This window comes from Arthrobacter sp. AL05, from assembly GCF_029960715.1.
In the GTDB taxonomy this organism is placed as follows: Bacteria; Actinomycetota; Actinomycetes; order Actinomycetales; family Micrococcaceae; genus Arthrobacter.
Genome location: NZ_JASBRC010000002.1, coordinates 135,984 through 148,374, shown reverse-complemented (window position 1 = coordinate 148,374; position 12,391 = coordinate 135,984). Strand labels below are relative to the sequence as shown.

At 66.5% G+C, this 12,391-nt stretch carries 7 protein-coding genes and 1 pseudogene; 2 read left to right on the top strand and 6 right to left on the bottom strand.

Going from position 1 to position 12,391, the window contains the following annotated elements:
* Nucleotides 1-4: 4 nt before the first annotated feature.
* Complete coding sequence (locus QK287_RS03060) at nucleotides 5-1,504, bottom strand: NAD-dependent succinate-semialdehyde dehydrogenase (protein ID WP_282359175.1); 1,500 nt, start codon at nucleotides 1,502-1,504, stop codon at nucleotides 5-7.
* Nucleotides 1,505-1,695: 191 nt separating this feature from the next.
* Nucleotides 1,696-2,517 carry a 16S rRNA (cytidine(1402)-2'-O)-methyltransferase gene (rsmI, locus tag QK287_RS03055; RefSeq protein ID WP_226773619.1) on the bottom strand — a complete coding sequence of 274 codons (822 nt, stop codon included), beginning with the start codon at nucleotides 2,515-2,517 and terminating at the stop codon, nucleotides 1,696-1,698.
* A 226-nt stretch (nucleotides 2,518-2,743) separates the two neighbouring features.
* Between rsmI and QK287_RS03050 the strand changes: the two genes are divergently transcribed.
* Both QK287_RS03050 and QK287_RS03045 read left to right on the top strand, forming a co-directional pair.
* Nucleotides 2,744-4,465 carry a phospholipid carrier-dependent glycosyltransferase gene (locus QK287_RS03050; RefSeq protein WP_282359173.1) on the top strand — a complete coding sequence of 574 codons (1,722 nt, stop codon included), beginning with the start codon at nucleotides 2,744-2,746 and terminating at the stop codon, nucleotides 4,463-4,465.
* A gap of 58 nt (nucleotides 4,466-4,523) precedes the next feature.
* Nucleotides 4,524-6,353: an AMP-dependent synthetase/ligase gene (locus QK287_RS03045; protein WP_282359417.1), complete on the top strand. Its 1,830-nt coding sequence runs from the start codon at nucleotides 4,524-4,526 to the stop codon at nucleotides 6,351-6,353.
* A 443-nt stretch (nucleotides 6,354-6,796) separates the two neighbouring features.
* Here QK287_RS03045 and QK287_RS03040 read toward each other — a convergent pair.
* The 4 genes and pseudogenes from QK287_RS03040 to ahcY form a co-directional block, all read right to left on the bottom strand.
* A pseudogene (locus QK287_RS03040) lies at nucleotides 6,797-7,870 on the bottom strand (TIGR01906 family membrane protein); the annotation flags it as partial.
* 183 nt (nucleotides 7,871-8,053) lie between these two features.
* Complete coding sequence (locus tag QK287_RS03035) at nucleotides 8,054-9,253, bottom strand: Ig-like domain-containing protein (protein WP_282359416.1); 1,200 nt, start codon at nucleotides 9,251-9,253, stop codon at nucleotides 8,054-8,056.
* 148 nt (nucleotides 9,254-9,401) lie between these two features.
* Nucleotides 9,402-10,628 carry an Ig-like domain-containing protein gene (locus QK287_RS03030; RefSeq protein WP_282359171.1) on the bottom strand — a complete coding sequence of 409 codons (1,227 nt, stop codon included), beginning with the start codon at nucleotides 10,626-10,628 and terminating at the stop codon, nucleotides 9,402-9,404.
* Nucleotides 10,629-10,800: 172 nt separating this feature from the next.
* A complete protein-coding gene (gene ahcY / locus QK287_RS03025) occupies nucleotides 10,801-12,279 on the bottom strand; it encodes an adenosylhomocysteinase (protein WP_226773600.1) in 1,479 nt (492 codons plus the stop codon).
* Nucleotides 12,280-12,391 lie beyond the last annotated feature (112 nt).

Sequence of the window (12,391 nt, the reverse complement as noted above, 5' to 3'; positions counted from 1 at the left end):
GGTACTAGCCCGCGTACGGGTCGGCGATGCCGATGTACTGGGTGTAGAGGTATTCCTCGATGCCTTCCAGGCCGCCTTCGCGGCCCAGGCCGGACTGCTTGACCCCGCCGAAGGGTGCAGCCGCGTTGGAGACGACGCCGGCGTTCAGGCCCAGCATGCCGGTCTCCAGGCGTTCGCCCATCCTGATGCCCCGGTTGAGGTCCTTGGTAAAGACATAGGCCACCAAGCCGTACTCGGTGTTGTTCGCGAGGCGGACGGCCTCGTCCTCGGTGTCGAAGGTGATGATCGGGGCGACGGGTCCAAAGATTTCCTCGGACAGGATCCGGGTACCCTCGGTGACGCCCTTGAGGATGGTGGGCTGGTAAAAGTATCCCGGACCCTCGACGGCGGCGCCGCCGATCACGGTGACCGCACCGGCTGCCACGGCATCGGAGACCAGTTCGTGCACCTTGTCCCGGCTCTTCGCATCGATCAGCGGGCCGACCTTGGAGTCGGCTTCCGTGCCGCGGGCAGTGGTCATATCCGCCATCTTCGCGGCGAACTTCTCCGCGAACTCGTCGGCGACGGACTCGTGCACAATGAACCGGTTAGCGGCCGTGCACGCCTCGCCCATGTTGCGCAGCTTCGCCAGCATCGCCCCGGTGACGGCTGCGTCGACGTCGGCGTCCTCGAAGACCACAAACGGGGCGTTGCCGCCGAGCTCCATCGAGGTCCGCAACACGTTTTCGGAGGCATCGGCGAGCAGCCGGCGGCCAACTTCAGTGGAGCCGGTGAAGGAAAGTTTCCGGAGCCTGGAATCCTTGATCAGCGGACCTGTAGTGGCCCCGGCTGTGGAGGTGGGGATAACGTTCAGGACACCGGCGGGCAGCCCGGCTTCCATCATCACCGCGGCGAACAGCTGGGACGTCAGCGGCGTCAGGTTCGCGGATTTGAGCACCATCGTGCAGCCCGCGGCGACGGCGGGGGCCACCTTGCGGGTCGCCATCGCCAGCGGAAAGTTCCACGGCGTAATCAGCAGGCACGGGCCCACCGGCTTCTTCGTCACCAGCAGCCGGGACTTTCCGTCCGGGGAGACGGAGTAGCGGCCGAAGGCACGGACAGCTTCCTCGGAGAACCAGCGCAGGAACTCGGCACCGTAAGTGACCTCACCGCGGGCCTCGGCCAGCGGCTTGCCCATCTCCATCGTCATCAGCAGTGCAAAATCATCAGCCCGTGCGGTGACAAGCTCGAAAGCCCGGCGCAGAATCTCCCCGCGCTCCCGGGCCGGGACCTTCGCCCAGGAATCCTGTGCCTCAGCCGCGGCGTCGAGGGCGGCGGCCCCGTCTTCGGGCCCGGCATCGGCAATGCTCAGCAGGACCTTGCCCGTGGCGGGGTCCTCCACGTCAAAGGTCTTGCCGGAGGCAGCCGGGCGCCACTGGCCGCCGATCAGCAGGCCGGTCGGAACAGAAGCCAGCAGGGCGCTCTCACGCTCGGCGGTAACAATGGGCTGGGTAGTTGCAGTCACGGTTGACTCCCTCGTCAGCAATTCGGTTGGATGGGTTCGGTTCAGCGCCGTTCGAAAAACCATACGCAGGGCGCTGCATTTACTGCCACGGTACTGCCGTGCTCTGGAGACTGTCTACGCTTGTCCGCACTACGCCGAGCGGGGTTCGCTGTGCAGCTGCACAGCGCTCGCCCGGGCCGGCGACAAGGGCTCTACCGGGCCGCAAGCACCGCGGAATAGAGTTCCCGCTTGCTGACCCTGGCATCCTCCGCCACAGCCGCGACGGCCTCCTTGAGCCGGATTCCCTGCGCCATCAGCGCGTTCACGTCGGCGACCAGATCTTCCGGCCGGCCTGGGGCCCGCTCCGGGGCGCCGCCCACAACGACGGCGATCTCGCCACGCACCTCGTTGGACTCGGCCCACTCGAGCAGTTCGCGCAGGGTGCCCCGGATGACCTCCTCGTAAGTCTTCGTCAGTTCCCGGCAGACCGCCGCCCGGCGGTCCGCGCCGAACCGCTCACGCAGCGCTCGAAGCATTGGTTCGAGCCGGTGCGGGGCCTCAAAAAACACCATCGTGCGCCGCTCTGCGTCGAGATCCGCGAGACGCGAGGAGCGTTCGCCGGCTTTGCGGGGCAGGAAGCCCTCGAAGCAGAAGCGGTCCGTCGGCAGTCCGGAGAGCGCGAGTGCGGTGAGGACTGCTGACGGCCCGGGTGCTGCGGTGACAGTCAGGCCGGCGGCGACCGCTCCTTCGACGAGGCGGAAGCCGGGATCCGAGACGGAGGGCATCCCGGCGTCGGTCACCATCACTAGAGTCTTGCCAGCGCGCACCTGGTCAAGGAGTTCGCCGGTCTTGGCGTCCTCGTTGTGCTCGTGATAGCTGATGATCCGCCCGGAAACAGTGATCCCCAAAGTCTGCACCAGCCGGTGCAGCCGCCGGGTGTCCTCGGCGGCGACGATGTCCGCCGTCGTCAGCAGCTCGACCAGCCGGTAGGTAGCGTCCCCGGCGTTTCCGATCGGCGTTGCAGCCAACACGATCCGTCCCGGGCCGCCGGTTCGCGGTACCGGCCCCGTTCCGGGGTTTTCCCCGGGCCGGGGACCTGAGCCATCCTCGACGTCGTCCGAGCGGACCAGCTTGTCGCCGGGAGGGTTCGGGGTAATGCTCAAAATAGGCTCCACAGGACCAGCCTACTGCCGGGGAGCGGCGGATGGAGACGACTCCCGGTCCGTGCGCCGGGCCGGACGCCGGGCCGCAAAAGGTAGCATGGGCTTCGTGACGCAGACCCCCACGCGGACCGTAGACCCCGGTTCCGCCGGATCGGCCCCCCCAGCCCCCCCAGCCCCCAGCACCGGACGCAATCTGGAGGGGCACCGCTGGCTCAGCCGCCCGGCGGAGGCGTTTACCGTCGATGCCCTCCAGGAACGCCTGATCGGCAGCCTCCGGAGCTGGCGGGACTATCCGCCGTCGCTCCGGCTGTGGTTCTGGCTTGTCCCGTCCATCAGCGCGGCCCTGGGCGGAATTCTGCGGTTTGTCCGGCTGGATTCCCCCCGCAGCCTGGTATTCGACGAGACCTATTACGTCAAGGACGGCTACTCGCTGTTGGTCAGCGGCTATGAACGCGCGTGGCCTGACAAAGCCAACGATTCCTTCGTCGCCGGAAATCCCCAGGTGCTGCTGGACACGCCTGAATATGTGGTCCACCCGCCGGTCGGGAAGTGGATGATTGCCGCCGGCATGTGGCTCTTTGGCCCGGACAACCCCTTCGGCTGGCGGTTCGGGGCGGCCCTGACCGGCACGCTCTCCATCTTCCTGCTGGCCCTGATCGCCCAGAAGCTTTTCCGCTCCCTGACCCTCGGAGCCGTGGCCGGTGTGCTGCTTTCGGTGGACGGGCACCACCTGGTGATGTCGCGGACCTCGCTGCTGGACATCTTCCTGATGTTCTGGGTCCTTGCCGCGTTCGGCGCCCTGCTGATGGACCGCGACGACGGCCGCCGCCGGCTGGCCGTGCGGCTGGGCCGTCAGGCAGGCGCCGCCCCGGACGGACGGCCCGGCCTGCTCCAGCTGGCGTCGGGCCCCTGGCTGGGGATCCGCTGGTGGCGCCTCGCCGCCGGTGTGTGCCTGGGATTGGCGGTCGGCACTAAGTGGTCCGGGCTGTTTTTCCTGGCCGGTTTTGGGCTGCTGACCGTCTTCTGGGATCTGAGCGCACGCCGGATCGCCGGAATCCACGGCTGGATCAGCGGCGGGATCCTCAAGGACGGAATCCCCGCCTTCCTGGGCATCGTCCCGGTCGCCGCGCTGGTGTACACCGCCACGTGGACCGGGTGGTTCCTGTCCAAGGACGCCTACTTTCGGAACTGGGCCGCGGCCGTGCCCTCGGCGGAATGGGGCTGGCTGCCCAACGCCGTTCGGTCGCTGGCGCACTACCATCTGGAGGCCTACAAGTTCCACCAGGGCCTCAGCTCGGAGCACCCGTACGAGGCCAGCGCCTGGAGCTGGCTGGTGCTCGGCCGGCCCACGTCCTTCTTCTACGAATCCCCCAAACCGGGCAGTCCCGGCTGCGACACCGCCAGCTGCACAACGGCAATCCTGTCGGTGGGCAACCCTGTGATCTGGTGGGGCGCCGCCGTCTGCCTTGGTGTGCTGCTCTTCTGGTGGGCCGGGCGGCGGGACTGGCGTGCCGGGGCCGTGCTCGCGGCCGTGGGAGCCGGCTATCTCCCCTGGTTCCTCTACCCGGAGCGAACCATGTTCTACTTCTACGCCGTGTCCTTCGAGCCCTTCCTGGTGCTGGCCCTCGTCTACTGTCTGGGGCTTGTCCTGGGCCAGCGCACGGATCCGCTGTGGCGCCGTCGTTCCGGACTGTACCTCGTGGCACTCTTTGTGGTCACGGCGATCGTCGTCTCGGCCTTCTTCTATCCGGTCTGGACCGCCGAGACCATCACCTACCAGGATTGGCGGTTCCGGATGTGGATGCCGTCCTGGATCTAGGGCAGGATTGCAGGTGACGTCCACCGGCACCAGGCGGACCCGGAACGGAGACATGGCTGTGAGAGAAGCAAGCACCGGACTGCTGGTCAACCTCGACCCGGGGAGCAACGTAACCGACCTGCTGCTGGCACAGCATGCCCAGGATCCCATGCATGCGCTCTACTCCCGCAAAGGACCGGCCGGTTGGGCCGACGTCTCCGCAGCGCAGTTCCTGGACCAGGTCCGGGCACTGGCCAAGGGCCTGATCGCCGGCGGCATCACCCCCGGCGAGACGGTAGCGGTGATGTCCGGCACCCGCTACGAGTGGACCGTGGTGGACTTTGCCGTCTGGTTCGCCGGCGGCGTCCCCGTTCCCATCTACGAGACATCCTCGGCCAGCCAGATCGAATGGATCCTGCACGACTCCGGGGCCCGGCGGGTCTTCGCGGAGAACGAGCTGCGGGCGGGGCTTGTGCGTGAGGTCCTGGACAGCTCAGCGGTGCTCGGTGACGCGGTGCTGCCCGTAGTGCGGATGGACTACGACGGCGACGCCCCCAACCTTGCCAGCCTGGCGGCGGCAGGCAGCGGGGTTGGCGACGCCGAACTCGAACAGCACCGGACCGCGGCCGGCCTTGCCGACGTCGCGTCACTCGTCTACACCTCCGGAACGACGGGCCGGCCCAAAGGCTGCGAAATCACCCACGGAAACTTCGCCCTCGTCGCCAGGAACATCGTGCCGTTCCTGCCCGAGATCCTCCTGCAGCCCCGCACCCGGACCCTGATGTTCCTGCCGCTGGCCCATGTCCTGGCCCGCGCAATCCAGGTGATCTGCCTGAGCGCAGGAACCACACTCGGACACACCGCCAGCGCCAAGGAACTGCTCGCGGACCTGGCCAGCTTCAAACCGACCTTCCTGCTTGTTGTGCCCCGAATCTTCGAGAAAATCTACGCCGGCGCCGCCCACAAGGCGGCCCTGGCCGGGAAGGAACGCCTGTTCCTGGCCGCCGCCGCCGTCGCGGTGGACTACTCAAAACAACTCGACGCCGCCGCCCGGGGCGAGGGGGCCGGGCCCGGGCTGGTGATCCGGGCCAAGCACACCCTTTTTGACCGGCTGCTGTACCCCAAACTGCGGCAGGCATTCGGCGGACAGTTGGGCTACACGGTTTCGGGAGCCAGCCCGCTGAGCCCCCACGACGCGCACTTCTTCCGGGGCGCAGGAGTCCCTGTCCTGGAAGGCTACGGCCTCACCGAAACGACGGCACCCTGTACGGCCAACACTCCCACGCGGACCAAGGTGGGGACGGTTGGCATACCGGTACCCGGAACCACCATCCGGGTCGCCGAAGACGGCGAGATCCTGGTCAAGGGTATCGGCGTCTTCAAGGGTTACCACAACAACGCCGCGGCCAACGCGGAGGCGTTTGTGGACGGGTTTTTCCGCACCGGCGACCTGGGGTCACTGGACGCGGACGGCTTCCTGACCATCACCGGCAGGAAAAAGGATCTGCTGGTCACCGCCGGCGGCAAAAACGTCGCCCCCGGGCCGCTTGAGGAAAAGATCCGCGAACACGAACTGGTCCTGCAGGCTGTGGTGATCGGCGACGGCAGGCCCTTCGTATCAGCCCTGATCAACCTGGACCCGGAGGGCCTGGAAAACTGGTGCGCCGCCCACAAGGTTCCGGCGATGAGCACCGCCACGGCCCGCGGCAGTGATCTGGTCCGGGTGGCCCTGCAGAGCGCCGTGGACGACGCGAATGCCCTGGTTTCCCAGGCCGAGTCCATCCGCAGTTTCGTGGTCCTGGACGCCGACTTTACGGTGGAGTCCGGTCACCTGACACCGTCCCTGAAGCTCAAGCGCGCAGCCGTTGTGCGTGACTTCCAAGCGCAGATTAACCGCATCTACGACTAACACCGCAGGATCGGCCCCGGATGCAGGAAAGCGGCCGGCACCATGGGTGCCAGCCGCTTGCCGTGCCTGTCCGGAGTCGCCGGCCAGTGCCGCTACCCGGTGCTGGAGCTTCCCCGCGCGGGGGTGTCCAGGGTTCCGGCGCCGGCTGTCCCGGCCGCAGCGGCGCCGTGCGGGGCGGCGGAACGCGGGACAGAGCCTCCGGCAGCCGAATCAGCGGCAGCTTCTTGAGCGGCTGATGCGGCGTCGGCTGGTGCATCGGCCTTATCGGCTTTGTTCCGGCGGAAGAGCGACCGCTTGGGCTTGTTCGCTTCGCCGGCAAGGTTCGCTTCGCCGGCAAGGTTCGCTTCGCCGGTAAGCTTCGCCGGGGCGCCAGGGACACCATCGCCGGAGGCAGTCTTCGCGCCCACCGCCGCGTCCGGCTCCGCGTTCTTGGCGCCGCGTTTCGGCAGTCCCCGGCGCTTGCGGGTCGGCCAGGTGAGGATCAAGGTGAGGAGCGAGGCGATCAGCACCAGGGCGGCGATCACGATCCCGCCGTCGACCCAGAACTGGGCCGGGAAAAGCCTGATCAGGGTGTCCTGCAACGAGAAGGTCCAGGTGCCGCTGGCAAAGAAAACACTGTGGAATTCGGTGAAGAACTGTTCCCAGCCGAGCGCACCCAGCACGCCGAGGCTGGTGACGACAACGAGGGAGATGATGGAGCCTGCAAACAAGCCACGCCGAACCCCGCCGGTCGTGCGGCGGCGCAAGTAGATCACGGCAATCAGGCTCAACAGGATCAGCAGGGCACCGGCGCCGAAGGTCGAGAGGATCACAAGCTTGACGTCGGCCATGTGACTGACCTCGCCGTCCCGGAAAAGCTTGTCGCCGCCGCGGTGGACCAGTTCGCCGAGGTAGCGGGGTCCGGCCCAGTTGCTCAGGTAGTCCACGGCGTAGGAGCCGTAGGTCAGGCGGTCATCGGTACTGAAGCCGTAGCCGTCGCCCGGGAAGCCGGGGCGGTTGTACTCCACCCAGAGGAACAGCGGGCTGGCGATCGCCCGAACGGCCAGGACCAGCAGAATGACCGGGAAGCACACGGCGAGCAGGACCTGCATCACCCGCGGCGCCACGGGCTTGGCGTTCGCCGCGTGTTCCCGCTCGGCGTTTCGGCGCTGCACCTCTTCCTCCGGGGGCCGGAGCTGCAGCGCCGAAGTGGGCAGCGGCTCGCTGAAGTGCGAGCCCTGGCCGCGCTGGGACGGTTCGACGGCGGCTTCGGCAGCTTTGCGGTCGGCGCGGGTTCCGGCCTGCCGGCGCTCCGAAGCTGCTGCCACCGGAGTTGCTGCCACGGGCGTGGTGGCCGCTGGCGTGGCCGCGGCCACCGTGGTGCCGGCGGCCGCCACCGGAGTTCGGTCAACGGCCGCTGAAGGACGCTGTTCCGCGGACCTTGGCTTCATCCAGTCGAACGCCGGCTCGCCAGAGTCATCGGCCGGATCCAGCGGCGGATCCTGTCGGTTCGGAGGGGTGGGACTTGAGTCAGTCACTGCAGCTTCGCTTCCGTAGGCGGCCGCGCCGCCGGGCTCGGCCCGGCAACGCTACATATCTGCCTCCGAGCCTACCGCCCGCGCCCGACTGTGGGCGAGATGCCACCCCGAACGGGACGGGGTTTCAACGGAACGGCTACTAAGGCTGCAGGGCCGGTGCCCGCCGGTTTCCGGGCCGGCCCGTCAGCGTTTGGCGTACTCGGCCCAGGGGATGTTCCAGTCGCCGAAGCCTTCGAGCGGTTCCACGGCCGGAGCACCCGTATTGAGGGTCTGGACGACGTCGCCGGTCTTCATGTTGTTAAAGAACCAAGCGGCGTCGGCCGGGAGCAACCCAACACATCCGTGCGAGACGTTGTACTTGCCGACCGCACCCCACGCCGACTCGAGGGCCTGGTGGACGTACACCCCGGAGCTTGTCAACCGGTTCGCGTACTCCACCGTCAGCGGCGGATAGTAGCCCTTGTCGCCGGGCTTCAGCCCGATGCTGCCGGCATTGAACTTGGAGTTGCGTTCCTGCTCCATGATCACGGCGAACCCGGTGGGCGAGAGCCACTCAGCATCGCCCAGCGTAACCGGAGCGGTCCTGACCAGCTGGCCGTCGAAATATACGTTCATCTTTTTGGTGATGTCATCAACAACTGCCAGACGCTGCGGGCCAACCTTAAAGAAGACCTTGGTGTCCGCGTTGCCGATCATCTTGTTGCCGAAGTCGACGCCGAAAAGTGACAGGTCCACGGTAATCTCGCTGTTGGCGGCCCAGAACGCCTCAGGGCGGATCCTGACGCGCCGGTCCGAATACCACCGCCACGCCACCGCCTGGCCGGAGGACGCCGTGACGGTGACGGCCTGCTCCAATGCCTCCTTGTTCAGCACAGGTTCGCTGAAGACGATCTCGATGGGCTGGCCCGCGCCGACGGTGCTGCCGCCGAGCGGATATACGGCGGCGTCCGCCTCATTGGCCCGGGCAACCGTCGCGAAGGTCTGCGCCTTTTTAGTTTCACGGCCGGCCTGGTCGACAATCGTGAACCTGTACGTGTACTGCGTGTCGAATTCAAGCGGATCCCCGGCCGTCCAGGTGGACCCGTCCGGGCTCGTGGTACCCGGGATGCCGCCGCCGCCTGAGGCACGCTCGAGCACAACGTCAGTTACCGTGCCGTTGATTGCTTTGACGGACGTGGGTGCAGCGGGGTTCACGGCTTTGGCCCCGTCGCTCGGAGTCACGCCGAGCTCCACGGCTTTTACCACCGGTGCCGCGAGTCCGGCGACGTTTCGCATCGGGGCTGCCGCCTCTGAGGGCATTTCCGCTTCGGCCCTGCCGGGCCCCGCAGCGATGCCAATGCCGCCGGCTCCGACTGCAGCACAAACTGCCAGCACGGCCAGCATCTTGCCGCTTTTCCTGCCAACTGGCAGCCGGCGGACTTGGTGCCCGCCGCGTCCGCGCGGCGCTGCCCGGCGCCTCAAGACCTTGCCCATGCCCTGCTCCCCCAAAGATAATCCTGCCGCCACCGGTCAACCGCTGGCGGGCACTCGCTCAGTTCGCGTACTCCGCCCAGGGAATGTTCCAGTCCCCGTAGCCGTCGTCTACGGCGGCAAAGTCGCCATCGGTGTTGACGACCTGGACCACGTCACCGGTTGTCATGTTCTCGAAGACCCATTTTGCGCCGTCGGGCCCCAGTCCGATGCAGCCGTGCGAGAGGTTGGCGACGCCGAGATAGGGCATCGCGGAATCCGTGGCCTGATGAATGAACTCACCGCTCGGGGTCAGGCGTGTGGCGTAGTTGACGTCGAGCTGGCCGTAGTAAGCCGGGTCGCCCGGCTTCAGGCCGATCGTGGACGCATCCATGTGCTCCACGCGGTACTTCTCCATAAACACAAGGTATCCGCGGGCCGACGGGAACCGGGTGTCACCCATGGTCGCGGGCCACTGGCCGAGCTGCTGATCGTTGACGCTGGCCGTAAAGGTGTGCGCCGTCGCATCCGCAATGGCGACCTTTTTGTCGCCGATGTGGACGGTGACCTTTTTGTTGAAGTTACCGATTTGCCCGTTGCCGAGGTCGACGCCAAAGAGCTGCATGTCCATCGTGATGGTGCTGTTTGCGGTCCAGAAGTTTTCCGGTCGGTACCTGACCATGGTGTTACTGAACCAGTGGAAGGCACCGGCCTGACCGGAGGTGGAGCTGATCTTAATGGCCTTTTCGACGGCGTCCCGGTTCAGGACTGGCTCGCTGAAGGTAATCTGCAGCGGTTGTGCCACGCCCACTTTCATCCCGTCCAGCGGGTAGATGGCAGCGTCGGCCTCGTTGGCGGTCGAGACGGTGGTGAAGCTCCGCGTCGAGGTGTCCTTGCGGCCGGCTGCGTCCACCACGGAGAAGGTGTAGTTGTAGCGGGTGTTGAACTTCAGCGCGGCGGCTGCCGTCCAGCCGGTGCCGTCAGCGCTCAGGGTTCCATCGATGGCGTCGCCGGATGCGCTCGTCAGGGACACTCGGTCGATGTGGCCGTTGCTGACCTTAAGGGTCACCGGCGCGGCAGGGTTCACCTGTTTGGCCCCATTCGCGGGCGCAACGTTCAGCTGCGCGGGCGCCACCACCGGGAAAGCGAGTCCCGGCGTCGAGCGTTCCGGCGAAGCGGCCTCGGAAGCGAAGGATGCATGGGCCAATCCGGGCCCCGCAGCGAACACTCCGCCGGCCGCGGCAAGCGCGCAGACCGCACCGATCACGGCAAGCTTGCGGCCGGTGCTCCGGCTTCTCGGGGCGTTCAAAATACTCGGTTCCTTCCAGACGTTACCTAGAAAGCATAAATGACTTTCCTGCCGGCCCCGCCCTCGGCTCCGCCACGATCAGGTCACGAAGAAGGCCCCGAACGGACGTCCGGAGCCTTCTACTCAGTCATCTGCCGTTGCTGCGCCCTGGTGAAACGGCGCCGGCCCGGTCCTAGTAGCGGTAGTGGTCCGGCTTGTACGGACCGGAAACCGTGAGGTCCAGGTATTCGGCCTGCTCCTTTGACAGTTCGGTGAGTTCGACGCCCAGTGCGCCGAGGTGAAGCCGCGCCACCTTCTCGTCGAGGATCTTGGGCAGCACGTAAACCTGCTTGTTGTACTCCCGCTCCTCTGCCGGCTGGTCCCGCTTGGTGAAAAGCTCGATCTGCGCGATGGTCTGGTTGGCGAAGGAGTTGCTCATCACGAAGGACGGGTGCCCGGTGGCGTTCCCGAGGTTCAGCAGGCGGCCTTCGGACAGCACGATGATGGAGCGCTCATCCGCGGTCCCGGCGTCGAGCACCCACTCGTGGACCTGGGGCTTGATCTCGACCTTTGTGATGCCCGGGATCCGGGCGAGTCCGGCCATGTCGATCTCGTTGTCAAAGTGGCCGATGTTGCCCACGATGGCTTTGTCCCGCATCCCGGCCATGTGCTCGGCCATGATGACGTCTTTGTTTCCAGTAGTGGTGATGAAGATGTGGCCCTCCGCCAGCACGGATTCCAGTTTCGCAACCTGGTAGCCGTCCATTGCGGCCTGCAGCGCGCAGATCGGGTCGATTTCGGTGACGATAACGCGTGAACCCTGGCCCCTGAACGCCTCGGCCGCACCCTTGCCCACATCCCCGTAGCCGCAGACGACTGCGACCTTGCCGCCCATCAGCACGTCGGTGGCGCGGTTGATGCCGTCCGGGAGGGAGTGGCGGATGCCGTACTTGTTATCGAATTTGCTCTTGGTGACGGAGTCATTGACGTTGATGGCCGGGAACAGCAGTTTTCCCTGCTCCGCGAGCTGGTAGAGGCGGTGCACGCCGGTCGTGGTTTCCTCGGTGACACCCAGCAGGCGCGAGCCGATCCGGGTCCATTTCTGCGGATCGGCCTGCAGCGAAGCGCGCAGCACCTCAAGGAAGACGCGGCCCTCCTCGGACTCGTCGTCAGCGGTGGCCGGGACAGCGCCGAGCGCTTCGAAGTCGACGCCCTTGTGGACCAGCATGGTGGCGTCGCCGCCGTCGTCGAGAATCATGTTCGGTCCAAGATCCGGGTTGCTGTCCGCGCCGGGCCAGGTGAGGATCTGCTCGGCAGTCCACCAGTATTCCTCGAGCGTTTCGCCCTTCCAGGCGAACACGGGAACACCCTGCGGATCCTCAGCGGTTCCGGTGCCGACCACCACGGCTGCGGCGGCTTCATCCTGGGTCGAAAAGATATTGCAGGAAGCCCAGCGGACCTCGGCGCCAAGCGCCGTGAGCGTCTCGATCAGCACTGCCGTCTGCACAGTCATGTGCAGCGATCCGGCGATCCGGGCACCCTTGAGCGGCTGGCTCGCGCCGAATTCCTCGCGCAGGGACATCAGGCCGGGCATCTCGTGCTCCGCGAGGCGGATCTGGTGACGGCCGGCCTCGGCCAGGGAAATGTCCGCAATCTTGTAATCGAGAGTCATCTGAATCCTTTGTTGTGGCCGGCGGGCAGGTCCTGGACCTGGCCGCCTGTGAAGTCGATAGTTGTGCTTATCGGTGGCTGAAAAGTACTTCGGTGCCGAACGTCAATGTGAT